Below are 24,376 nucleotides of genomic sequence, written 5' to 3' on the forward strand. Positions count from 1 at the left end.
CCATTTAATGTACGTACATTATATGAACATCGTTTGGGACGAACCAAAAAGACAATCCAACTTATCCAAGCACGGGCTTGATTTTGCAGACTTGTCTTATGAATTCTTTTTGGCTGCAAACGTAGCCAGCACAAAACAAGGGCGGCTAAAAGCTATTGGCCGTCTTGCTGATGGAACGATTGTTGTCATCTTCATCACTCTCGGAACAGAAGCGCTTTCAATCATTTCCATGCGAACAGCAAATAAGGTCGAAAGGAGCAAAATCTAGTGGCTAACAAATTCAGACCTAAACATGCAGAAGCCCACGGCTATACCAAAGAGGATTGGGACGCAGTCGATAGCCCACCGCTAACCGACGAAGAGCTATCCAGTATGAAGCCATTTAAGGAAGTTTTCCCCGAAATGGCGGAGAAAATGGAGAAAGCAATTGCAGCTCGCGGACGCCCTCGACTGGATACTCCTAAAACTCCGGTAACTATTCGTCTTGATCAAGATGTAGTCCAACGCTTTAAGGCCAGCGGCAAAGGCTGGCAGGGCCGTATGAACGAAGCACTACGCAAAGCCGTGGGGCTTTAGAGGGCTTATGGCGGCCTGGCGGCTTGGTGCTAACCGCTGCGGGGGAATTGCTGTTGCAACGTAAGCAGCAACTATCAATCGGCTTGGAAGAGGCGCTGTCGGAACTGCGCGCACTTGCCAGAAAATCGCATAGCCTGATACGGATTGCGAACCAGGCAGGTTTCGCTTTGGGCTGCCTTAGCTATGCCATCGCGGCGTTTCGGCAACAGCAGCCGGCGGTGCATTTCCATGTCTGGCTCGGCACCTCGCCCGATATCTGTCCCCACATCAAGAATGGCACAGCGGATATTGCTATCCCCTATAGCGAGCCGCCACCGCCCGATATTGCCATCAAGCTTATTGCCTGACAACCGATCTTGGCCGCGCTGCGCTGCGATCATCCCCTGGCGGGCGGGCCCTCTGTCACACTGGATGATCTGCGCGGCGAACAATGGGCGGTTCCTGACGAGGACTGGACGCAGCGACTTCTGCTGCAGGCGGCACTGGCGGCGAAAGGAATTGCCTTTAACCCAGTCTTCTCCACCAATTCGATGGCGATGCTGCGCGCCTATAGTTTCTCTTCGGGAACAACCTCGATTACCGGTTCCCCTGATCTGGTCCGCGACAATGACGCCAATATTGCTCTGGTTCCAATCGACGATCCCGTTCTGGCGACCAGTGCGTTGCACATTCTGACGATGGAAGGTCGAAACCTGTCCCCGACCATGATCCGGTTTGTCGACGCGCTGAAATCACTGACGCCTGCACGGCAGAATTGATGTTTTCATCACAATGCCAGACCCTGTCGACATCTGGCGAATATCGCCACAGAGCATCGCTCAAGACCTCTGGCAATCCGGGGGCGGTAGCGGCATGATCGGAGATTGTTGCGTCATGCTTGAGCGTTCTGACCTTCGCAGCACGCATAAAAAAAGCCGCTGACGCGGCTTTTTTCATCAAGGGCAATGATTTACATCATATGCTCGGAAACCTTGCCCTCGGCGTCCAAGGTCAGCATGACGGTTTTGCCATCCTTCATTGACGACGCTTCCCACAGTCCCTGCTCGTTGAGCTTGAGATTTTTCAGCTCCGTATAGCCGGCCTTGTTGAACAGCTCGGTTGCCTGGGCTTCAGTCAGGCTGTTCTGACCAGCATCAGGGGTCTTATCATCATGAGTGGGGGTGTCGGTGGCACCAGGCGCGTCACTATTGGGGGTCTGTGTTGCCTGTGCGCCAGCAAGCGCTGGTGAAAGGGCCATCGCACCTGCGATCAGGAGTGTTGTGAACTTCATAGCATTTCCTCTCATTTTCTGGTTGGCATGCTAACTAACCCCGGTGAGCAGAGATGGTTCCAGAACAAATCGCAATAATGGTCAGACTGGGAGGGGCCTGCGTGGACCTGCAAAAGCAACAGGCTTTGCGAAAGACAAAACAGAGGTCGGCGCAGCTGTGAATGATGCGGGTCAAAGGCCTCACCATTCCGAAAGCTGGTCTTGTTGTTACCGACGTTGTTCAGCCAGGATGAGTATCGCGATAGACCAGGCGCTCTGCGGGTATTTTGAGGGAAAGCGACAGGCCCTCGGGCTGCCAGTCCCGTGCGATCACCGCATTGAGGCCCTGAACTGTCGCCTTTTCGAGAGCGGCACCAAATCCCTTGCGTTCAGGTGGTTGTTGCAGGATTTCCCCGCCCGTTTCCTTCCAGTTCAACGACAGCAGCTCCTCATCCAGACCAATATTGATCGCCAGTTGCCCCTCCGGGGATGACAGAGCGCCATATTTGGCGGAATTGGTGGTCAGTTCATGCAGCAGAAGTGCGAAGGAGGTGAGACCATTGCCCGAAATCGGAACGTCTGCACCGGTGATTTTCACAGGAGAGTGTTGCTCACCCTTATGCGGCGCGACAATCGCCTCGATCAGGGCCACAACAGAAGTGGCGCGATCCGAAGGGCTATTCTTGCCCAGCACAGGCAGGGTGAGTTCATGCGCGCGTGCCAGCGCCTGCAGCCGCGAACGCAAGTCCGTAACCAGCTCTTCAATGGTTTCGGCAGAGCGAGCGCTCAAGGATATCAGTCCCGAGGCGAGACCGAACAGGTTCTTGATACGATGGTTGATCTCCTGGAGCAGAATATCTTTCTGCTGCGCTGCCTCGCGCAGCGCCTGCGCCTGTGCTGCCAGTTCATCTCTTTGCAGAGCGAGCTGCTGTCGCTGACGATAGAGCTCGAAGAAAACCTCGGCCTTGCTGCGCAGGATATCCGGTTCGATCGGCTTTTGAATGAAATCGACTGCTCCCGCCTCATAGCCCTGAAAGCGGCGCTGTCCGGCGCTGCCAGCGGTGACAAAAATGATCGGGACATGTCGGGTGCGTTCATTGCCTCGCATCAGTTCCGCGAGTTGAAATCCGTCGAGCCCGGGCATTTGGACATCGACAAGCGCCAGCGCCACGTCGTGCTCGAGCAGTAGTTCCAGCGCCTGGTCGCCAGAATTGGCTTTGAGCAATTGCAAGCCATCGCGGCGCAAGAGGGCTTCCAAAGCGACAAGATTTTCCTCAAGATCGTCAACGAGGAGAAACGATATGGGTTTCATGTTGACTTAAACCTCTCTTAAATACTGAGCTATCGCGTCGAGCGACAGAATTCTTGCCTCAGGGCAGCAGCGCAATGCCGCTAGGGGCATGACGGGCACCAAGGCCTGTTTGGGATCCTGCACGAGTATGGTGCCGCCACAGGCCTGAATGACGGCCGCCCCGCGTGCGCCGTCGTCGTTTGCGCCCGACAGCACCACCGCGATCAAGTCTGCGCCGAACACTTCGGCGGCGCTTTCGAACAACACGTCGATAGACGGTCGTGAAAACAGCACAGGGTCATCCTTGGAAAGCGACAGACTGCGGCGGTTCTCCACCAGCAGGTGGTAGTCGGGCGGCGCGAAATAGATGGTGCCTGGCTCCAGCGGCTGGCGGTCCTCGACTTCCTCAACCATCAGACTGCATCTTTGTCGGAACAGTTCAGCCATCAAGCTGCGCCGATCGGGAGGAAGATGCACGACAATCAGCACAGGCAGCCGAAAGCCGGGCTTGAGCTGCGGCAGGATGACCGAAAGGGCATCGAAAGCGCCTGCGGAAGCACCGATCACCACGGCCTGCGCTGCAGAAGCCGTCATGACGTCACCCTCTGATAGATTTTCTCCTCGCGCACGAAATCCGCGAATGTCGCGGCCTGGGCGGAAAAGCGCACACTTTCCTTGGCGCCCAGCCCGAGAAAACCGCGATGGGCAAGCGAATCCCGGAACAGGCCCAGCACACGATCCTTCAGGTCATTGTCGAAATAAATCAGCACATTGCGGCAGGAAATCAGGTTCATCTCGCCAAACACCGCATCGGTGACCAGACTGTGGTCGGAAAACACCACGTTGCGGCGCAGCGACTTGTCAAACGACACCCGTCCATAAGCGGCCTGATAATAATCGGACAGCGATGACTTGCCGCCCGAACGCTGGTGATTGGTGGTGAAGGACCGAACCCGTTCAATGGCATAGACACCGGCTTCTGCCGCCTGCAACGCCTCCTGATTGATGTCGGTCGCATAAAAAAGCGTGCGCTCTTCCAGCCCCTCTTCGCGAAACAGGATGACCATGGAGTAGAGTTCTTCGCCGCTGCTGCAACCGGCAATCCAGACCTTCAACGAAGGATAGGTTCGCAGATGCGGTATCACGCGCTCACGAATGGCGCGGAAATAATCGGGGTCGCGGAACATGTCGCTGACCTGAACAGTCAGGAAGCGCAGCAACTGCGGCAGCATGGCCGGATCGCGTAACAGGCGATCCTGCATGGCGGAGAAACTTGGAAACGCCAATTGTTCGCGGGCCTGCCGCAACCGGCGCCGGATCGAGCTCATCGCATAATTGCGAAAATCATAATGGTAGCGCAGATAAAGCGCCTCCAACAGCAATCGGATTTCGATTTCTTCAGCCGAACCGGGCTTGTTCACACCTGTCATTTGGGCATCCAGACCCGGACCAGCGACAATAGCTTGTCGACATCAAGCGGCTTGGCCATGTAATCATTGGCGCCCGCTTCGATGCAGCGCTGCTGGTCATCCGGCATTGCCTTGGCGGTGAGCGTGATGATCGGCAATTTTTTAAAGCTCGGATTCTGCCGGATGTGACGCGTGGCGGTCAGACCATCCATCACCGGCATCATCACATCCATCAGCACCAGATCGATGGTGGTATCGGGGTTGGCTGTTGAACGATCAAGCGCATCGAGTGCCTCCTGGCCATTGCGGGCAATAATCACCTGAGCGCCGCGCGGCTCCAGAATATTGGTCAATGCATAGACATTGCGAATGTCGTCTTCGACCACCAGAATGCGACGGCCTTCCAGCAGAGCGTCGCGATGGCGGGCCTTGCGGATCATCTTCTGCTGCTCGGGCGGCAATTCCGAAATGATCTGATGCAGGAAGAGACTGACTTCATCAAGCAGGCGTTCAGGGGATTTCGCGCCCTTTATGATGATCGATTTTGAATAGCGGCGGAGTTTCTGCTCGCTTTGCGGCGAAAGCTCGCGTCCGGTATAGACGATCACTGGCGGGAAGGCATAGGCGCTTTCACTGCTGAGTGTTTCAAGCAGAGAAAAGCCGGAGGCGTCGGGCAGCGACAGATCCAGCACCATGCAGTCAAAGCTCTGTTCACGCAGCAGATCGAGGCACTCGGCCGCATTGCCGGCGGTGACCGTTTCGACTTCGCGCGATCCCAAAAGCTTGGAGACGGCTTCGCGCTGGCGTTCGTCATCCTCGACGATCAGAACCCGGTGCATCCGCTGTTCGAGCTTGGCCTCCAACTTGTTGAGGACCCCGACCAGTTGTTCGCGGCTGACCGGTTTGGTCAGGTATCCGACCGCTCCGAGCGAAAACGCCGTGCGGGTATGATCGCCGGCCGATATGACATGGATAGGGATGTGTCGGGTCTGGACATCGTTCTTCAGTCGATCGAGCACCGAGAGACCGGACTGGTCGGGAAGTCCGACATCGAGAACGATCGCATTGGGCGCGAACTCGCGCGCGACCCGAACGGCTTCCTCCGCGGTACGGGCGACCACCGAGTGGAAACCCATCTCGCGTGACAGATCGCGCACGATGGTTGCGAATGTCTCATCATCTTCGATCACCAGCAGAACGCGCTTGTCGCCTGTGATGGCATCGCGATCATCGTCGAGTGGGCGCGGCAGCGCGATGGTTGATTGTTCTGAGGCTGGGTATTCTTGCGCAGGGGCCGGTGCTGCGGCTGGGGCAGCCGCCGCATCGGAGCCGAAATGTTTGAGAGGAAGCGTCAGGGTAAAGCGGCTGCCCTGGCCGGGTGTGCTTTCGACACGGATGCTGCCACCGAGCAGCCGGGCAAGCTGGCGAGAAATCGACAGGCCCAGTCCGGTGCCACCGTAGCGGCGGCTGATGGTGCTGTCAGCCTGGTGAAAGGCTTCAAAAATGCTTTTCAGCTGCTCTGCTGAAATCCCGATGCCGGTATCGCTGACCGAGAACAGGATCTTGTCGTCGTCTTCGGCGGCAATAGCGAGCACCACCTTGCCCTTATCGGTGAATTTGATGGCATTGGAAATCAGATTTTTGAGGATCTGCTCCAGTCGTTGTGGATCGGTCTCGAACGATCTGGGGATCGCCTCATCGATGTGAATGTCGAAGTCGAGTTTCTTTTCCTGCGCGACGGGATCAAACAGCTGCCGCAACCCTGCCGCCATCCGCGCCAAAGGTGTGACTTCGGGATGAATTTCGACATGGCCCGCCTCGATCTTTGACAGATCGAGAATGTCGTTGATCAGATTGAGAAGATCATTGCCCGAAGACTGGATGGTGCGGGCATATTTGACCTGTTCCTGGGTGAGATTTTCGTCCGGATTATCGGCAAGAAGCTTGGCGAGAATGAGCGAGGAGTTCAACGGAGTCCGCAGTTCATGCGACATATTGGCGAGGAAGTCGCTCTTATACTGGCTTGATCGCTCAAGTTCCTGCGCCTTGAGTTGCACGGAGGCGTTCGCACGCTCGAGGTCGTTGCGCTGCATCTCGAGCTGGTTGGCCTGTTCCTCCAACTGACTGTTGGTCTGCTCGAGTTCGATCTGCTGCTGTTCAAGACGGGACTGGGATTCCTTGAGGACGCGGCTTTGCTCTTCGAGTTCCTCATTGGACACGCGCAGTTCTTCGCCCTGTGCCTGCAATTCCTCGGACTGCTGCTGCGTTTCCTCAAGCAGGTTCTGCAACTCGTCGCGATAGGTTGCGGCCTGCACGCTGAGCGCGATGGCTTCCGCCACTGTGGCCAGCAGAGACAGCACGTCCGGATCGAGGGGCTGTAAATAGCCCAGTTCCATCACCGCATTGACATTTCCATGGACGGAAGCGGGCAGGATCACCAGATGCTTCGGCTTGTCGCGACCCAGCGCCGAACCAAAGCTCAAATAGCCATCTGGAACATCATCGAGCAGGACGAGGCTTGCCTTGGCAGCGCATTGTCCAAGCAAGCCTTCCCGATTGGCAAATTGTTTGGGAACGGCGTGATCATCGGGTACGCCATAGACTGCCGCCCGCCTGTATTGATCGCGGCTACCGGAGAAGAATGCACCGGCCACCGCCCCGGTATAATCTGTCAGATAATCGAGGATGCTCGCGCCAAGTTCCTCAATTGGCTGGTCGCCGATCATTGCAGCCGCCAGGCCGATTTCGCCGGTTTGCAGCCATTCTTCGCGGGCCCTGGTGAGCGTTGCCTTGCGCAGCAGATATCCGATCACCAAGGTCAGGATAATGCCCAGCAGAGCGGCGAGAATAGTACTGATCAGCGCCTGGCTCTGCGCCCGCTCCATTTCGGCGAGCCGCACGGAACGCATCTCGTTCTCCACCTGCGTCATGGCGTCAATGGTTTCGCGGATCGCGTCCATTTCCAGCTTGCCGCGGTCGGAGCGCACAAGAGCCAGGGCACGCTCCAGTCCCTGTTCCTTTCGCAATGCGACCGCCTCAGCCATTTCATCAAGCTTCAAATCCACATGCTGGCGCAGCTTGTCGAGGCGCTCGCGTTGACCCGGATTATCCTTGGTACGCTCGGCGACCTTTTCCAACTGACCATCCACGGCAGCAAGGGCAGTTCGGTAGGGCGCGAGATAGCTATCTTCGCCGGTCAGCAGATAGCCGCGCTGCCCGGTTTCCGCGTCCTGAAGCTTGGACAGCAGGCTCTGGAGAGAAACGATGGCGCGGTGTGTTTCAACAATGCGTTGATTGGCCACCCGCAGCCCTTGAAAATTGACATAGGTGACCAGCCCGCTCACGACGAAAAACACCAGAGCAGCAGCCAGGCCCATCGCCACGCTGAATTCTATTCCGAACAGTTTGCCGGAACGGTTGGCAGTTTCACGCATTGTCATGAAAATCTCTTGCTCGGAGGCGACAGAAGGAGAGGAAGGAGACCATGGCCTCTGGATGAAACGGCGAGCATCGCGGTCGCGGCCGGTTCCTTAAACCGGCTGGAGCCTTCGAACGATGACAACATGATTCTCCCCCACCGATTCTCAAAGACGGATCAATAGCTTAAAGCGGACGTAATGTCTGTCCATTAGTAGACACAAATGTGGCCTGCCGCAATGCGGCCGGGCAGCTTTCGCGCTTTTCATTCAGGAGGCTGGATGTAGGCAAAGGCTGGAGGCGGGCAGTCTGGGCATGGGGTGGTCAAACGGCAAAAAGCCACGCAATCCGCGTGGCTTCTTTGAACCGGTCAGACGGTTTTAGAATTTCTGGCTGTTATACCAGTCATCGACATCCTTGCGGACAGCGTCTTTTTCAATGCCGTAGCGCTCCTGGATCTTGCCTTCGAGCTGCTCACGCTTGCCATTGATCTTGTCAAGGTCGTCATCGGTGAGATCACCCCACTTCTCCTTGACCTTGCCCTTGAACTGCTTCCAGTTACCTTCTACGCGATCCCAATCCATCATAGATCTCCTCTCAATGGTCTACAGAAAGAGCAAACTTTTCTTTCGGCTGGAAAGTCTGCAAGCCATACTCATGGTGTCGATTGGCTTATATTTGTAAACGTGGGTTTTACTTGTTTGTTCCAAGTCATAGACTTTTAACTGCCTTGGAACGATTGTCACAGGACTGTTATAGTCCGGCGAGCGCAGCAAGTTACGTGACCTGGTCATCTTTATTCTTGTGCATTGAGGAGCGGGTTGACCGCCCCTCGAGCACGCAATGTCCTACTTGGCCCAACGACCGTCATATTTGAATTCCGGAGCCTTTTCCAAAGCTTCCTTGGTGGTGTCCATCTTGGCCGACCACTTCTTGTCGTTTTCCGCATAAAGGATCTCGACCGATTGCGGCGCAACGATCACATATTTTTCGCCAATGCCCAGGAAACCGCCAACCGACACGATATAGCCGGTCAGGGCACCTTCGGAGATGATGAGATCCTGAATCTTGCCGATCGATTCATCCTTGGAATTGGTAATATCCAGATTGAGGATATTGCTGGAGATCACATCGGTCGGCTTGGCGGTGACAAAGACCTCGGTTTCGACATTTGTTGCGGTTTGAGCGAAGGCCATTGATCCAAGAGCCAGGGTTGCAGCAGTTGCCAAAATAAGACGACGCATATCAATTCTCCAAAATAAACGCTGATAGTCAGCACGACCACACAATGAGTAAGACCGCCGCTTGGTTCCCATCGACTGTTGATTTTTATGTGAGCCGGTTTGGGACCGATGGCAGATTCATGCCTCTTCTTCAGGCCTGCTGCGCTCGCAGAACCAGATCGAAACAGGAGAGTTGAGATGGCACTTCAGTCTTTTTGCGACCGCAACAGCTAGCAACAGGCTGAATATCGTCTCCGAAATTGAAGCGGCTTGCGTTGGGGGAATTGGATGGACCTTTTTGCGATGTTGGGAGTTCTACTATGATCTGAGGAGTCAATGCATGCTCAAACCCACCCATCCTGGACATTACCCCAATCGGGAGATGGATTGTCAGAACGCTGTTGCCAATGAAGTCAAGGGGTTGATTGCCTCTGCAGTCAATGCGGGCTGGGATGACGTCGAAACAGCACGCGCAATCAAGATAGTTGCGACCATTTTGCTTGAGACGCTGGATGGTGGCCGGGACGATTGAGAGGATATAAAAATGGTAGAAAAGAAGAACCCATGGTCCGATCCGGACCTGCACAGAGATGATCAATCCGCCGACCCGTCCAAAGTCGAGCCCCGTGATCACCAGCAGAAGCCTACCCATGAACAGAGCAATGCGCCGGGTAGCCAAAGGACAAAGAAGCCGTCTGAGCCCTATCCGGATCGGTCGCAATAAAGCGCAGGGAGAAGAACCATGTTAAGCCCCAAATCCGCCGATAACTATCCGGGCCGTCCCGCCGACTGCGAACAGGCGATTGCGCCCTTTCTGACGAGTATGATGAAACAGGCGACACTGGGCGGCCGCTCGGAAGATGATGCCGACAACGTCGTTGAAGGAACGAGCGTTCCGGGCGTGCGCGATCTGATAACGGAAGCGGTTGATGCGGGCTGGTCGGCGGCGGAAGCGGCGCAGGCCATCAAGGTGGTTTCGGAAAGGCTGCAGCGCGGGGAGGTCGGAAGACACCTCGATCAGTAGCTGAGGTTCTCTGCCCGTTTTAAGGAGCCGGTTCCGATACCGGCTCCCTATGGTTGTTATGCGAGATCTGATCTGGTGAGATCGCAACCAGATTGCGAAGACACGGCATGTTTTTTCGCCACCCCGCTCGTCGCGATCAGGCTTGCACCCGCCAGAGCTGCGGCGGCGGAAAAGATCAGGCTGCCTGCCGCACCTTGCAGATCGACCAACAGGCCGCCCAGAACCGCGCCGCCGGATATGGCAATCTGGAAGGTGGCAAGCATCAGCGCGCCTGCGCTTTCCGCTTCATCGCCGGCCGCCCGCGTGGTGAAGCTCTGGGCGCTCACCGGGACCGCCCCGAATGCCACGCCCCAGACGACAGTTGCCACAACAGCCAGCGATGGGACGGCGCCAAAGGCGAACAGCGTGAGGGTCGCAAGGCTGAGCGCCGATGCTGCCAGAGCAAGCGCCATGCGCGTGCTGCGCTCGGCCATAACGCCACCCAGAATATTACCGAAAAAGCCGCCAATGCCAAAGGCCAGCAGGATCGCGGAAATCTGCGTGATGTCAAATTGCGGCACGGTTTCCAGAAATGGCCGAATATAGGTGAAACTCGCAAAATGCGCGGCGACAACCAGCAGGATGGTTGTGAGGCCGACACGAATGATCGGTCGGCGGAGGATGCCAACCAGGCTTGCGAGCGAGGCGCCCGTCTTTGCCGGCAAGGACGGCACAGTTAAAAACTGCACCATCAAGGTCACCGCGCCGACGACTGCGGCAAGGAGGAATGCGTAGCGCCAACCAAAGGCGGCCCCAATCCATGCACCCAGCGGTGCTGCGCAGACGGTTGCCAGCGACACACCGGTCATGATGACAGCCATGGCGCGGGGAAGTATCGCGTCGGGTGCCAGCCGCATCGCAAGCGCCAGCGACAAGGCCCAGAAGCCGCCAAGGCCGATCCCGAGCAGAATGCGGGCCGCATAAAGCACCGCGATATTGGAGGCGAGCGCCGAGAGGAGACTGGAGACGACCAGCATGAGGGTGAGACCCAGCAGAACGTGACGACGATCACGCTCCTTTGAACAGATGACGATGCCGGGTCCCGCAAAGGCTGCAACAATGGCGGTCATTGTCATCGACTGGCCGGCAGCGCCCACACTGACGCCCAGATCCGCTGAAATCGGCGTCAGCAGGCTAACCGGTAAAAACTCGGCCGTCACCAATCCGAATACCCCGAGCGACAGGGACAGGATCGCCGGCCAAGCCGCCTTGTCCGGTGCGGTCTGCGCGCGGTTCGGGGTGTTGATTTTCATGTCCATGACGCGCTCCATTTTGCTGCTGGCGGCCAGGATAGGGGTGACGCTTCGTTGTTTCTATGGTAGTAAATCCGAATTACATACCATTTCCTCCAATGTTTCCGCTCCATTGCCGGTGTCGCCATGCAAGATCCGCTCACCGAAATTCTCCGCAGCCTGAGGCTGGATGGCGTTGAATATGGCCGATGTCAGCCCTGCGATCCTTGGGCGGCGGCTTTCCCGGCCGGGGAACCGGCGCGGTTTCATTTTCTCGCCTCAGGCTCTGCCTTCATAAAGGCGCCGGACGGGGAGTGGCATCCACTCAAACCCGGCGATGCGGTGTTGCTGCCGCGCGGCGATGCCCACATCATTGCGAGCGCCCCGGGCGTGAGCCCAGTCCCGATCGGTGCATTTCCGAGGAAGTCGGTGGGTGGCATTATCGATGTTGAATGCCCGAATGCGGACAGGAGCAATCTGTTGTTTTTCGCTGTCATGACGTTCAATCTCGAGCGCAACCATCCCTTGCTGCAACTGATGCCCGATTTTATCAGGGCAAATGATTTTGCGGCGAAAGAACCTGCTATTCCAGCCCTGTTGGAGGGCATGGCACGCGAGGTTGAGATGAATCGTGTCGGCGCCTGTGGCATTGTTGCGCGGCTCGCCGACGTGTTGACGGCAACCATGATCCGCAGTTGGGTAGAACATGGCTGCGGCAAGGAAAAAGGCTGGCTGGCCGCATTGCGCAACAACGAGATTGGCCGCGTGCTCGCGGCAGTGCATCTGGACCCGGCGCGCCACTGGAGTGTCGAGGATCTTGCGCAGATCATGGGCGCATCGCGGTCAAGTTTCGCCCAGCGTTTTCTCGACATTGTCGGCGAGACACCGGCGCGCTATGTCGGGCGGACCCGCATGCAGCAGGCGCATCAATGGCTCAAGCAGGGCCAGCGGGTAGCGATTGTCGCCCATAGGCTTGGTTATGAGTCGGAAGCCTCGTTCAGCCGCGCCTATAAGCGGATTACCGGCGCGCCTCCCAGTGCCCATCGCGCACCGGCGGCACTGCATGATCGCCCGCATATCTGATCGGTCCCACGTAATGGTGATGAGCACGGATTGCGCCAAGCAGCTCTGACAAGACCACAATGCGAAGACTGCAGCGCAACAGCCGTCATTTTTTTGCGCTTACGCTTCTTCCGCTATGGCCAATTGCCGGATCGCCTCAGGATATGTCGCTGCATAAATCGCAGTCGGATGAGAAATGATATTGGCTGCTGCCCTACCCACATCTGCCCACAACTGCCCGCAGCTGTCATGACAAGGCGCACAGTCGTTGCCTCAATCGGCGCAATTGAAGCCGCCAAGCTTTGCGGGCGCCGCATTTTGATGACCAGAATTGTTCAGGCGCGCAACCACCTCCGTCTTGATGGCGGAAAGTCAAGTCGACGCCGCTTCCCCGTCTATCGCATCTCGGTTTTCAGACAGTAGCGGAATGATTGCCTTGAGCATGGATCGGAAACCGGCAAATGCTGGCGACTGAAAGCCTATCGGGCAATGTTGGAGTATTGCCGTTGCAATTGATGCGCCGCATATGCGAAGACACGGATTAAAGCGCAGCCAGGAGAGACGTCGATGTTTTCCGCAGATCCTGTCGGCACAGCCGATAAAGCCGAGTTTTTTCGCCAGCTCGAACTTCAGGCCAATGCGCTGATGGGCGATGAGACGGACTATATCGCCAATGCGGCCAATCTCTCAGCCCTGATCTTTCAGCTCGTTGATGAACTCAACTGGGTGGGATTTTATTTTCTCAGATCAGGCTCAGAACTGGTTCTCGGTCCCTTTCAGGGCAAGCCTGCCTGTGTCCGCATCGCGGTGGGCAAAGGCGTCTGTGGCAATTCGGTAGCGAAACAAGAGACGATTGTTGTGGCGGATGTGCACGCCTTTCCCGGTCATATAGCCTGCGACGCCGCATCGCGATCCGAACTGGTCATTCCGCTTCGGAAAGACGGCAGGATTTTCGGCGTTCTTGATATCGACAGCCCGGTCAGCAATCGCTTCAGCCAGCAGGACAGACAAGGCTTTGAGCAATTGGCGTCACGCTATTGCGAGGCGAGCAGGGTCAATTTCTCCGATCATCTGCGAGGGTCTGCTGGATCCATCTAACGTCATCGCCTTGCAAAGCATCACCGCTGCAATTCTTGTCGCGGGCTCAGGACATCGAAGCAGGCTTTTATGGCAGGGTGGAAAATCGCGATACGACATTGCACCATCGGCTTGTCACCCGACGACCGATCGGTCACGTCCACCATTCTTCGCCGCGTAAAGCGCCCTGTCGGCTGCAGCGAGCAGTTTTCTCCGGTCCCCGCCCGAATATTCTGCGATGCCGGCTGAGAAAGTGACAGCGATTTGCTTGCTGCTCAGCCGTTGGCTGTGCAGCGCTGAGCGCAGGCGATCAATGACCGCAACAGCCTGAGCGGCAGTGGTCGCCGGCAGCACGACCAGAATTTCCTCACCACCATAGCGAATGGCGCAATCCCCGACCCTGATCTCGCTCCCAATCAGTCCCGAGATTTCGTGCAGGACTTCATCGCCGACCTGATGGCCATGCGTATCGTTGATCTTCTTGAAATGATCGACATCCAGAAACGCCACGCTGAGCGGCCTTGACTTTGCTCTTCCCAGCGCGATTTCCCGCGATACACGTTCCATTCCGGCGCGTCGGTTCAACAAGCCGGTCAGTTCGTCGCGGCTTGCGTGATAGGCGAGTTGACGATTGGCCCGCAGCAGCTTTTCCTCGGCATTCTTCTGTTGGGTAATATCGGTTACGAATGTCGCCTTGCTGCGTGCCCCGTCCTTGCCTACCAGCAACACCGCATTGGCGATGATGGTGAGCGGGTTGCCCTGACGATCGATGACGGTCCACTCACGGCGCGATTCAGTCAGCACCTGCTCGCTGTCCTCCAGGCTTGAATGGATGAAGGCGTGATGCAGAGCCATCAGCTCATCTCTGGCCTGTGGCGGCACGATGATTGTGAAATCCTGGCCAATCAGTTCATCCGCCTGATAGCCGTAAAGGGCGCAATAGGCGTTGTTGACGAAGATGAACTTTCCCTGCTCATCCGTGATACAGACCCCGAGCGGGCTGCTTTTAATCAGCGAAAGCATATTACTCGACGAAATGATCCGGTTGTGAACCTGGTTGATCTGCATGCAGATAATATCCTGTTTATAGCGTGGCCCAGCAAGACAACGGAAAGCCTCGCGAGAAAGACCAGGCGACGCGATAAAGATTTCTTAAGCAGTTTTCAGTTAATTGAAGGAACGGCCACGCAACGTCGCACTCCACATCGATATGCGGGGGTGCGCTGCAATTCTCAAGGCCTTCCAGACGGCAGGCAAGCGACAAACAGTCAGGCAGCAGCGCCGCGAATGATGGCTGCAAGGTTCAAGCGGGACGGCGGCAAGGACAGAAGGCATTTTTCGGAGGCCCGCTGTGCGGAATGGTGGAGCCACAGCGATACGGGTTCGACCATAAAATCCTGCGTCGGCTGGATCAGACAGGGTAAGCGATGCTGATCAGCGGCATGCCTACGGCTGGGATCGCGCTATTGTGCCTGTGGCTTTCTGCCAGAACTGTTCCGCATGGGCGCTCAGTCGCGTGGTCGGGCGGATCAGCGTGATTTTTACAGGAACCTCAAACATGCAGGAGCCTGCCCGCACCAATTGGCCGGATGTCAATTCACGTTCGGCGAGCGAAAGCGGCACCCAGGCAATGCCCTGGCCTTCCTTGACCATTTCCAAAAGGGTGGCTGCGAGATCAGAGCGGAACTGGATTTCAAGCTTTTGCCGCAGCTCGCGCTGAGCGAAATAGTCTTCGAGAATGCGTCCAAGTCCGGAGGCGGAAGCATAGCTGAGCTGCGGCAGTGGTGCGTGATCGCTTGCGGTATCGAGATTAAAGCGTGGCAACCCGTCAGAACCGGGAAGGGAGAGCGGAATGAGCACATCCTCGGCAATGGTGCAGGCGGTGAATTGGCGGGTGGTCAGCTTGTTTTTGGTTTCGGGGCGGCGATGGCAGATCAGAAAAACCGCATCGCCGCTGAGCAGGAGTTGTTCGCATTCGGCGTAGCTGTCGGTCACCAGGCTTGCGGAGCCGATACTGGAATGGCCGATCGTTTGCAGCATCCAGCGCGGCACGAATGTGAAGGACAGAGCGTGTGTTGCGGCGATTGCCAGGCTCCGTTCGGCCTTGCCGGCCGTATCGCGGGTGTCTTCGCGCGCCCTTTTGACGTCGCGCACAATGCTCAAAGCGCGCGTGTAGAAAACGCGTCCTGCCTGTGTCAGCGTCACCGAGCGACTTGTGCGGCTAAGCAGCGGCGCGCCAATCCATTGCTCAAGCATCTGAATGCGCCGGCTGAATGCCGGCTGGGTGACATTGCGCCGTGCGGCGGCGGCGGAGAAATTCAACTCGTCGGCGAGGATGATGAAATCCTCAAACAGATCAATGTCCATGATGTCAGCCCTTCACGGGAAATCTTGTAAACGCCGTCGCGGTGATTTTAAAGGCAAATTCCGTCTCAACCCCGATGATGCCGATGATAAGGGAAGGCACCGGGGTTGCGTTGAAATTACGCTGAGCGGATGTGAGATTGAGGTTGTGTCTGTCAATCAGCCCGGCTCGTGAGTGATATTGAAAATGTCAAAGGCAAACGCATCGGTCTGCGTCAAGATGCTGCGCGATCATTTGAAGGCATGCGGGCGAGATATATCCCTTGATCATGAATAATGATGTGATCGAATTTGCCATATCCATTATCTGCAATCGCAAGACAACCACGCGCAGCAAAGAAACGACGCATTGTGGCGCGCAACTAAAACTGCGCGAAGCAGGTTTCGCAGCGGGATGCGCCCCCAAAGCATGACGGGCGCATCTTGGCGATTGTGACGAAACCCTTGAATGGGCTAGCTTGGAAGGACAATGTGGTTGTTGTCATTCCTGTCATTTTCGATCGCACCCTGTATCATTTCATCGGTGACGCGAAGTTCGGCACCAATCGGCGAAAATGGTGTTGCGGGCGCAAAGGGTGCAGCGGGCACGGAATCGGGTCGGGCGCCACGTCTCCAGATGAAGAATCCGGCCATCAGTGCGTTCAGAATGGCAAGCGCCCAGAACAGGCCAGATGGGCCGAGACTGGTCATCATCGGGGAGATAATGAGCGGGCTGATGGCTGATCCCAATGAGTTGATCAGCAGCAGGCCCTGGATCATCCGAACCAGGGCATCGGCGGAGGTGCTATCGGCGGAAAAACTCACTGCAACGGGGTAGATGGCAAAAATACCGCCCCCCAAAAGGAAAAATACAAAGATCAATAGCGATGAGGTCGGCGGCAGCGCAATGATCACCGCTGCCAGAACAACACAGGCAATGCTGAGCGTGATCAGCACCACGCGACGATCCTGTCTATCGGAGAAGCGACCAACCGGATATTGCAGCACCATCGCACCAAGAATGACGCTGGCCATCATTTTGCCGACCTCGCCGACATTCATCCCCATTCGCTGGAGATAGAGCGGGAGCAAGGCATAGACAGCAGCGATCGCGATGCCGGAACCAAAACACCCGATCACGCCACTGGGGGTCATGCGCAAAAGTTCCAGCGGCTTGAGTGGCTCAACCCGCTCGACATGCGGGGTCACTCTGGGCAGAATGACGATCGGCAGCACCGAAAGCGATGCGAGCATTGCCGCAGCCATGAAAGGCACTACCGCACCCCAGGCATCGATCATCCCCAGTCCCGCCTGCCCCATCATCCCTGAGCCGTAAAGCGCAATCATATAGAGCGCGAGAATCCGGCCGCGCATTTTTTCATCCGAAGCCAGCAGCAGCCAGCTTTCGATGACCAGGAACACACCAATTGCCGCCCAACCATAGAGCAGGCGCAGGAAAAACCAGAACCAGGTGTCGAAATATATCCCCTGCAACAAAACGCTCACCGCGATCAGCGATGCGAAACTGCTATAGGCGCGAATATGGCCGATGCGCACAATCAGCCGATCGTGAAAAACCGCTCCGAGGGTCAGGCCAATAAAATAAGCAGAGGATACAATACCAACCACCGTGGCCGAGGCACCGGCGGCATCCAGTCGTAATGTTGTGAGGGATGATAAAAAGCCGTTTCCGATACTGACAATAAACAGTCCCATGAGCGGCGCCAGCACCATTGCCAGCAATTGCGTAGACATGACAACCTCAAAAATGAGCACAAGCTCGACATTGGACCTGGCCTGGAAACAGGACTTCATTTGACCTGCCCGTGCCAGCCCGGACAGCGGCAGCCCTGCCCTGCCGCAAGAAAACGGCGGGGCCAGACGCTCACAACACAGCAAAATCCTGGGTGGTGAGATCGGGCTCAACCTGATCGGACGGCGTGAAAATCACCAAACCGGCGATGGCTTATAAACGCAATGTCGGGCGTTGCAAGTGCTGTTGTCACGACAGCCGATCACGCATGCTTGAGTGACGGCGCAACAAGCCGAAGATGGATTGCAGGCGCCCGAAACGAGGCTGCCGGGCCCTTGTCCGAAGCCCTTGAGGCAACGTGATTGTGCGAAGGACGCTTGAAGGCTCAGGATGAAACATCGCTCTGCCTTTCATGAAACAAAGAGATGTCAAAGTTTCTGGCGATGGGGAAACCGTGCCTTGATCCTGTCCCAACCCTTGAACAAGCCGCGTTTATCAATCGATTCAAAGATTTCGTCGGGGCCGTTTGGGTCAAGAATCTCATTTTCAGCCAGCCATTCTTCTATCCCTGAAAGCTCTGGTATCTGATAGGGATACAGACTTCTTCCAGCACCGCAGAGTTGCTCGACCGTTTCAATCAATGATCCGGTCTCGGCCAGCTTCTGCGTGAGATGTTCAGGCTTGGTGCCAAGATGTTCCGCCAGGAGGTCATCGCGCAGTCGCGCGATCTTCAGACGCAGGACATCATCTGCGGCATCCGCGCAAAGGATGACATCGCATTCACTGTCGAGGCGCATGGAACGGTTGTTGAAATTTGATGATCCCACCCGCAGCAGCTTGTCGTCCACCACCATGACCTTGGCATGCACATAGATGGGTTGACCGCCCGTGGTCCGGGGATGCCAGATCCGCAGTCGTCGCCGGTGATCGATTCGCTCGAGCGCCTGCACCAGTCTTGCGCGTGCGCAATCCATCGCCAGTGGTTCAAGCCAACCATGCGCCGATTGTGGTGTCACAATGACGATTTCAGGAGGATCCGCTTCGCAAAGGCGTTCGGCAATCGCCCGGGCAATCTTGCGGGAGGCAAAATACTGGCTCTCCGCATAGATAAAGTGTCTGGCACTGCGGATCATGTCGAGCCAGGCGGTTTCGATCTCGTGTACCGGTTGCTGGTCCGCCATCTTTGGAATGGTGCGCACAATGCCAAGCCGCATATGGGTGAAAGTTGCGTTCAAAGCGTCAGGCCAGCAATCATGGGGTTGCTGACAGCGCGGCAGGGTCTCTCCGGTCGCCACCTGCCAGCGCATGCGGGCCAGATCACCAATGGCACGCGCCGCTTCGCCATCAAAGGCACTGGTGGCATCATGCCATGGATCCTCGGTTCTGCCGCTGGGACTGACGCGACGCGGATCGTCGTCAAGATGTTCCCGCGTATCCCAGCGGCGCATTGTCAGATCGATGCCACCGCAGAATGCCAGACTGTCGTCGATTGCCACGATCTTTTGATGGTGTGAACCGGCGAGAGGATGTTTGGCGTCAAATTTCAGGGTAATGCGCGGATGGGCTTTCCAGCGCAGGATTGTCCAGAGCATGTTGCCACGCAGCAATGCCTTGAAGGCGCCGGTATCCCAGCGCAACAAACGTATTTCAAGAGACGGCGTGCGCTCGGCCAACCAGAGAATGAAATCCCCTAATTGTTGTGGTCCGCCGTCACTGCACTCACCAATATTGATGCGGGTGTCGAAATCCCAGCCGACCAGCATGATCGAGTGGCGGGCCTTGAGCAGCGCCTTGCGCAAGGACACAAAATAATCGGCACCATCGACAATGAACGCGAAGCGCTCAGCAGTTTCAACCCGCCAGCAATTTTTGCCGGGACGCAGCACTTGATCTTCGCTCATGGCCCCTCATCGCCCATTATCCATGGCGGCAATGCGCCAGGCTGCGAAAAGTTCCGTCATTGTGCGGGCTCACTGCCAAGGCCAGTTGCGGCAACTTGCAGACGCCGTCCGCCAGCAGGGCGAATGACGGAGCGCAGAAAAGAATTTTCAGATCAGCTGGCCCAGTTTCTCTGCGGCGTGACGAAGATCATTGAGATGGGCAAGCCCTTGTTGCAGGGAAAGCCGTTGCGTTGGCGCATGAAAGGAAAGCGTTGCACAAAAATTGTTCCTGCTGTCGAGAACCGGAACCGCCACCGCGATCATCCCCTCGACGAGTTCCTCCTGGTCGGTGGCATAACCCTGTGCCTTGACCTGATCGATCTCGGCGCGAAGCGTGTCCGGGTCAATGATCGTCTTGGCGGTGATCGCTTGGCGTGTACCCGTCAGCAGATAGCGCTGCAGCGCATCGGCGGAAAGAAAGGCAAGTGTCACCTTTCCAGCGGCGGTTGCATGCAAGGGCACACGCGATCCGATATGCAGCGCGATGCGCAACGGCCAATGTGTTTCAACCCGATCGACATAGATCATTTCATCCTTGTCGGGGACGGCCAGATTGCAGGTTTCTCCGATTTGCTGATTGAGCCACACCAGCACGTTTCTGCTGGGAAGACTGCTCAAGGACGCATGCATGGCCCCGATCGCCATTTCGCGAAAACGCGCGCCGGGCAAATAGCTTTTACCATCGATATTCTTGGCGAGAAAACCCTGATCTTCCAAATAGGCAAGCAAGCGGTGCACGGTGGGCTTTGGCAGTCTGAGTTCTTCAATGATTTCCGCAGGGGTCATGGCACGTCGACGAGACCCCAGCAATTCGAGGATTTGCAAGTTTCGGATACTCGGACTGCTCACCAGATTGTCAGGATCGTTCTTCATCAAAAAACTGCGTTAGAAACCACGGTCCCCGTGGTTTAGCGCAGCTTGGAAGCCTATCCAAGAGAAATTATATCCGGCATTTTCAATTACTTAATTTTTTCGAGACGTTTCGTCTCATTTTTATATTGACTCCCGGTCGCTTTGCGCAAAAGCTTGAGGCAGTGCGATCCACAGGAGGAGTGTGGATCGGATGATAACCGTCAAACGCGAGGAGGGCGTCATGTCGGATACAATGGTGCATGCGGTGAGGAGCCGCAGCCAGACAAGCGATGTCAGAAAAGTGGTTTTCGCCAGTCTGATCGGCTCGACAATCGAGTGGTATGACTTTTTTCTTTACGGTGTGGTGGCCGGGATCGTGTTCAACCACCTGTATTTTCCATCGGATAATGAAACCGTTTCGATCATGATGGCCTATGCGACATTTGCCGTTGGTTTCGTCGCACGCCCGTTGGGCGGACTGATCTTTGGGCATTTTGGAGACCTGGTCGGTCGCAAGGCCATGCTGATCCTAAGCTTGCTGATGATGGGTGGCGCGACTGTCGCGATTGGTTTGCTGCCTGGCTATGAGACGATCGGCATGCTGGCCCCGATCGCGCTTCTTTTCCTGCGCATCCTGCAGGGGATAGGCATTGGTGGTGAATGGGGCGGTGCCGTTCTGATGGCTTATGAATACGCCCCTCAAAACAAGCGTGGGTTCTACGCTTCCCTGCCGCAGATCGGCCTGTCACTCGGTCTGTTCCTGTCATCGGGGGTCATGGCGCTGCTGTCGCTGCTTCCCGATGATCAGTTCATGGCATGGGGCTGGCGCGCGGCATTCATCGGATCGATCATCCTGGTGTTTCTGGGCACCTGGATCCGATCAAATATTCACGAGAGTCCCGAATTTGTAAAAGCCAAGGCCGCATCCCGCAATCGCGATCAGGGCCTGCCGTTCACCATCATGATCAAGCGCTATCCAGGCAATGTCATTTTAGGCATGGGCGCGCGCTACATCGACGGCGTTTTCTTCAATATCTTCGCGGTATTCTCAATTCTCTATCTCACACGCTATGCGGGGATTGACCGGACAACAGCGCTTTGGACCGTGTGTGCGGCGGCGGTGGTCATGGTGGCGTTCATTCCATTGTTTGGGCATCTGTCTGACCGGATTGGTCGTCCCCTCACCTATGCCTGGGGATCATTGCTGTTGGGACTGAGCGTGTTCCCGGCGTTCTGGCTGATGTCGACTGGTGAACCGGCATTGATAATCCTGGGTATCGTGCTGCCTTTCGGCATCATCTATCCAATGTGTTACGGTCCGGAAGCGGCGCTGTTCGCGGATCTTTTTGATCCGACGGTGCGATATACCGGAATCTCATTTGTCTATCAGTTCTCGGGCATCATCGCATCTGGTCTGACCCCGATGATCGCCACCTATCTGATGGCCATCAATAACAACGATCCTTTCTGGGTGTGCGTCTACGTGGTTTTTGCTGCGGTTATTTCGCTGGCCTGCGCGCTGGCGATGGAACGACGGCGCCGGCAGACAGCGCAAGGACTGACCGGACTTTAAGCGCGATAGAATGGGGCCGCTTGACGACTGCAAGCGGACCCCGTGATGAGGAATATCTTTATGAATGAAGTTGCAGATTACATTATCGTCGGGGCTGGATCTGCGGGCTGCATCGCGGCCAACCGGATGAGTGCGGATCCCACGGTAACGGTCCATTTGCTGGAGGCGGGAGGGAAAGATACCAATCCCTGGATCCACGTTCCGGTCGGCTATTTCCGGACCATGCACGACCCCAAATATGACTGGTGCTACGCAACCGAGCCGGACCCCGGGCTCAACGGCCGGTCATTGCACTGGCCGCGCGGAAAGGTGCTGGGTGGCTCATCATCACTCAATGGCCTGCTTTATGTCCGCGGCCAGCAACAGGATTATGATCATTGGGCCCAGCTTGGTAATCATGGCTGGTCGTGGCAGGACGTCGGGCCGATTTTCGAGAGTTTCGAGACATTTCATCGCCCGGGTGCTACCGGCCGCGGGCAGAAGGGTGAACTGCAGGTTTCGGATCCGCGTCTAAAGCGCGCCATTTGTGAGAAGTGGCTTGAGGCAGCCCAGGCCAATGGCTACCCCTATAATCCCGATTATAACGGTCCGACGCAGGAAGGGGTCGGGCATTTCCAGCTGACCATGCATAATGGCCGCCGCTGCTCTTCGGCGAAAGCCTTTCTCGCCCCTGTCCGCCACCGCCAGAATCTCAATGTTCAAACCGATTGCCAGATCACCCGTGTGCTGATCAGGGACGGTCGGGCGCGTGGTGTTGAAGTGCGTCGCAGCGACGGCACCATCGCAACAATTGCCGCCAATCGGGAAGTGATCCTGTGCGCAGGCGCGATCGGCTCGCCACATATCCTGCTCATGTCGGGGATTGGTCCAGCGCAGCAGCTGAAACAACACGGGATTGTAGTGCATCGGGATGCTCCGGAAGTCGGGCAGAACCTGCAGGATCATTTGCAGGCGCGCATGGTTTACAAGTGCAAGGAGCCGACACTCAATGACGAGGTTCGAAGCCTTTTCAAAAAGGCAGCGATCGGTCTCGAATATGCTCTGTTCCGGACCGGTCCGATGACCATGGCGGCGAGCCTGGTGTTCGGCTTTGTCAAAACAAGGCCAGAACTTGCCACACCCGATGTTCAATTCCATATCCAGCCCTGGTCGGCCGATAGTCCGGGCGAAGGCGTTCATCCATTTTCCGCCTTTACCCAATCGGTCTGCCAATTGCGTCCGCAGAGCCGCGGAACGATCACGCTGCAATCGTCCAATGCACTCGACTATCCGCTTATTCGGCCAAACTATCTGGCGACGCGGCATGATCAGCAGACACTTGTCGAGGGTATCCGCATAGCCCGCCGGATCGCGCGCACCCAACCGCTTCTGTCTGCCATTGCCGAAGAATATCGGCCGACCGCTGATCTTCAAAGTGATGACGAGTTGCTGGGGTGGGCGCGCGACAATTCCACCACAATCTACCATCCGACAGGCACATGTCGAATGGGGGCGGATCAACACGCGGTTGTCGATCCTTGTTTGCGGGTTCGAGGCATTGCGGGCCTGCGTATCGCCGACTGCTCGATCATGCCGGAAATTGTTTCCGGCAACACCAATGCCCCGGCGATGATGATCGGCGCAAAAGTCGCGGAATTGGTTCTCAAGGACAAGCTGGCCACCAGCACGATGCAGATGGCTGCGCAAAAAACTTCATATGAAAAAGTAGCTTAGGAGGTTCCACTGAAATGAAGATGACGACGGAGGAAGCGTTCGTAAAGGTCTTGCAAATGCATGGAATTGAACATGCATTTGGGATTATCGGGTCTGCGATGATGCCGGTTTCCGACCTGTTTCCCAAGGCGGGCATCGCCTTCTGGGATTGCGCGCACGAGACCAATGCGGCCCTGATCTGCGACGGCTATACGCGCGTGACAGGCAAGATGGGCATGGCCATTGCCCAAAATGGGCCAGGTGTGACTGGCTTTGTGACCGCGATCAAAACTGCCTATTGGAACCACACACCAATGCTGCTGGTAACGCCGCAAGCGGCCAACAAGACCATTGGTCAGGGCGGCTTCCAGGAAGTGGAACAGATGGCATTGTTCGAGGATATGGTCTGCTATCAGGAAGAGGTCCGCGATCCATCCCGTATCCCGGAAGTGCTCAACCGTGTCATCGAGAAGGCATGGCGCGGCTGTGCGCCTGCGCAGATCAATATTCCGCGTGATTTCTGGACGCATGTGATCGATGTAGACCTGCCGCAAATTGTACGGCTCGAGCGACCGAGTGGCGGACGCGATGCAATTACGGAGGCCGCAAAGCTTCTTACAGATG

General features: G+C 56.5%; 23 protein-coding genes and 1 pseudogene. 11 read left to right on the forward strand and 13 right to left on the reverse strand.

Features of this window, described 5'->3' with window-relative positions; genetic code table 11:
* Positions 1-22: 22 nt before the first annotated feature.
* From ABWV94_RS20620 to ABWV94_RS20630, 3 genes and pseudogenes are all read left to right on the forward strand, one after another.
* On the forward strand, positions 23-268 hold the full coding sequence (locus ABWV94_RS20620; protein WP_094543984.1) for a BrnT family toxin: 246 nt from the start codon (positions 23-25) through the stop codon (positions 266-268).
* Positions 268-576, forward strand: a complete 309-nt coding sequence (locus ABWV94_RS20625) for a BrnA antitoxin family protein (protein WP_064322579.1) — start codon at positions 268-270, stop codon at positions 574-576. Before ABWV94_RS20620 ends, ABWV94_RS20625 begins: the two co-directional genes overlap by 1 nt.
* 83 nt (positions 577-659) lie before the next feature.
* Positions 660-1,334: pseudogene (locus tag ABWV94_RS20630) on the forward strand (LysR substrate-binding domain-containing protein).
* Between the two features lie 191 nt (positions 1,335-1,525).
* Here the strand turns inward: ABWV94_RS20630 and ABWV94_RS20635 are convergent.
* The 7 genes from ABWV94_RS20635 to ABWV94_RS20665 all read right to left on the reverse strand — a co-directional run bounded on the left by ABWV94_RS20635 (position 1,526) and on the right by ABWV94_RS20665 (position 9,186).
* Entirely contained in the window at positions 1,526-1,846 is a 321-nt protein-coding gene (locus tag ABWV94_RS20635) for a hypothetical protein (protein WP_064322582.1), read from the reverse strand.
* Between the two features lie 220 nt (positions 1,847-2,066).
* Positions 2,067-3,137, reverse strand: a complete 1,071-nt coding sequence (locus ABWV94_RS20640; RefSeq protein ID WP_113496257.1) for a response regulator — start codon at positions 3,135-3,137, stop codon at positions 2,067-2,069.
* A gap of 6 nt (positions 3,138-3,143) precedes the next feature.
* Positions 3,144-3,710, reverse strand: coding sequence for a chemotaxis protein CheB (locus ABWV94_RS20645; RefSeq protein ID WP_113496258.1), 567 nt, complete (start codon positions 3,708-3,710; stop codon positions 3,144-3,146).
* A complete protein-coding gene (locus ABWV94_RS20650) occupies positions 3,707-4,546 on the reverse strand; it encodes a CheR family methyltransferase (protein ID WP_353415199.1) in 840 nt (279 codons plus the stop codon). Before ABWV94_RS20650 ends, ABWV94_RS20645 begins: the two co-directional genes overlap by 4 nt.
* The gene (locus ABWV94_RS20655; RefSeq protein WP_353415200.1) at positions 4,543-7,965 is read right to left on the reverse strand and encodes a response regulator; all 3,423 of its coding nucleotides are present in this window, start codon (positions 7,963-7,965) and stop codon (positions 4,543-4,545) included. The genes ABWV94_RS20650 and ABWV94_RS20655 overlap by 4 nt, the downstream gene beginning before the upstream one ends.
* 357 nt (positions 7,966-8,322) lie before the next feature.
* Positions 8,323-8,526 carry a CsbD family protein gene (locus ABWV94_RS20660; RefSeq protein ID WP_007880399.1) on the reverse strand — a complete coding sequence of 68 codons (204 nt, stop codon included), beginning with the start codon at positions 8,524-8,526 and terminating at the stop codon, positions 8,323-8,325.
* A 264-nt stretch (positions 8,527-8,790) separates the two neighbouring features.
* Positions 8,791-9,186 carry a PRC-barrel domain-containing protein gene (locus ABWV94_RS20665; protein WP_064322587.1) on the reverse strand — a complete coding sequence of 132 codons (396 nt, stop codon included), beginning with the start codon at positions 9,184-9,186 and terminating at the stop codon, positions 8,791-8,793.
* Between the two features lie 319 nt (positions 9,187-9,505).
* Here ABWV94_RS20665 and ABWV94_RS20670 point away from each other — a divergent pair, with 319 nt between their 5' ends.
* Both ABWV94_RS20670 and ABWV94_RS20675 read left to right on the forward strand, forming a co-directional pair.
* The gene (locus ABWV94_RS20670; RefSeq protein ID WP_353415201.1) at positions 9,506-9,697 is read left to right on the forward strand and encodes a hypothetical protein; all 192 of its coding nucleotides are present in this window, start codon (positions 9,506-9,508) and stop codon (positions 9,695-9,697) included.
* 210 nt (positions 9,698-9,907) lie between these two features.
* Entirely contained in the window at positions 9,908-10,189 is a 282-nt protein-coding gene (locus ABWV94_RS20675) for a hypothetical protein (RefSeq protein ID WP_353415202.1), read from the forward strand.
* 56 nt (positions 10,190-10,245) lie between these two features.
* On the opposite strand, the gene ABWV94_RS20680 is transcribed toward ABWV94_RS20675, so the two are convergent.
* Positions 10,246-11,481, reverse strand: coding sequence for an MFS transporter (locus ABWV94_RS20680; protein ID WP_353415215.1), 1,236 nt, complete (start codon positions 11,479-11,481; stop codon positions 10,246-10,248).
* Positions 11,482-11,607: 126 nt separating this feature from the next.
* On the opposite strand from ABWV94_RS20680, the gene ABWV94_RS20685 reads away from it, so the two are divergent.
* The 3 genes from ABWV94_RS20685 to msrC all read left to right on the forward strand — a co-directional run bounded on the left by ABWV94_RS20685 (position 11,608) and on the right by msrC (position 13,620).
* Positions 11,608-12,543 (forward strand): AraC family transcriptional regulator, encoded by a 936-nt coding sequence (locus tag ABWV94_RS20685; protein ID WP_353415203.1) that lies wholly within the window; start codon positions 11,608-11,610, stop codon positions 12,541-12,543.
* A 228-nt stretch (positions 12,544-12,771) separates the two neighbouring features.
* Entirely contained in the window at positions 12,772-12,945 is a 174-nt protein-coding gene (locus tag ABWV94_RS20690; RefSeq protein WP_353415204.1) for a hypothetical protein, read from the forward strand.
* A gap of 144 nt (positions 12,946-13,089) precedes the next feature.
* A complete protein-coding gene (gene msrC / locus ABWV94_RS20695) occupies positions 13,090-13,620 on the forward strand; it encodes a free L-methionine (R)-S-oxide reductase MsrC (protein ID WP_353415205.1) in 531 nt (176 codons plus the stop codon).
* 114 nt (positions 13,621-13,734) lie between these two features.
* Here the strand turns inward: msrC and ABWV94_RS20700 are convergent, their stop codons facing one another.
* The 5 genes from ABWV94_RS20700 to ABWV94_RS20720 form a co-directional block, all read right to left on the reverse strand.
* A complete protein-coding gene (locus ABWV94_RS20700) occupies positions 13,735-14,667 on the reverse strand; it encodes a GGDEF domain-containing protein (protein ID WP_353415206.1) in 933 nt (310 codons plus the stop codon).
* Positions 14,668-15,045: 378 nt separating this feature from the next.
* Positions 15,046-15,966, reverse strand: coding sequence for a LysR family transcriptional regulator (locus tag ABWV94_RS20705; protein ID WP_113496267.1), 921 nt, complete (start codon positions 15,964-15,966; stop codon positions 15,046-15,048).
* Positions 15,967-16,416: 450 nt separating this feature from the next.
* Positions 16,417-17,868 (reverse strand): MFS transporter, encoded by a 1,452-nt coding sequence (locus ABWV94_RS20710; protein WP_353415207.1) that lies wholly within the window; start codon positions 17,866-17,868, stop codon positions 16,417-16,419.
* 255 nt (positions 17,869-18,123) lie between these two features.
* Positions 18,124-19,596 (reverse strand): phospholipase D-like domain-containing protein, encoded by a 1,473-nt coding sequence (locus tag ABWV94_RS20715; RefSeq protein ID WP_353415208.1) that lies wholly within the window; start codon positions 19,594-19,596, stop codon positions 18,124-18,126.
* Between the two features lie 147 nt (positions 19,597-19,743).
* Positions 19,744-20,508 carry an IclR family transcriptional regulator gene (locus tag ABWV94_RS20720; RefSeq protein WP_113496270.1) on the reverse strand — a complete coding sequence of 255 codons (765 nt, stop codon included), beginning with the start codon at positions 20,506-20,508 and terminating at the stop codon, positions 19,744-19,746.
* A 220-nt stretch (positions 20,509-20,728) separates the two neighbouring features.
* Between ABWV94_RS20720 and ABWV94_RS20725 the strand changes: the two genes are divergently transcribed.
* From ABWV94_RS20725 to ABWV94_RS20735, 3 genes are all read left to right on the forward strand, one after another.
* Positions 20,729-22,060 (forward strand): MFS transporter, encoded by a 1,332-nt coding sequence (locus tag ABWV94_RS20725; protein ID WP_502905200.1) that lies wholly within the window; start codon positions 20,729-20,731, stop codon positions 22,058-22,060.
* Between the two features lie 60 nt (positions 22,061-22,120).
* On the forward strand, positions 22,121-23,773 hold the full coding sequence (locus ABWV94_RS20730; protein ID WP_353415209.1) for a GMC family oxidoreductase: 1,653 nt from the start codon (positions 22,121-22,123) through the stop codon (positions 23,771-23,773).
* 14 nt (positions 23,774-23,787) lie between these two features.
* A partial coding sequence (locus ABWV94_RS20735; RefSeq protein ID WP_353415210.1) for a thiamine pyrophosphate-binding protein occupies positions 23,788-24,376 on the forward strand: 589 nt, incomplete at its 3' end.

The sequence above is a fragment of the Brucella sp. NBRC 12953 genome, assembly GCF_040369775.1.
Taxonomy (GTDB): domain Bacteria; phylum Pseudomonadota; class Alphaproteobacteria; order Rhizobiales; family Rhizobiaceae; genus Brucella; species Brucella pseudogrignonensis.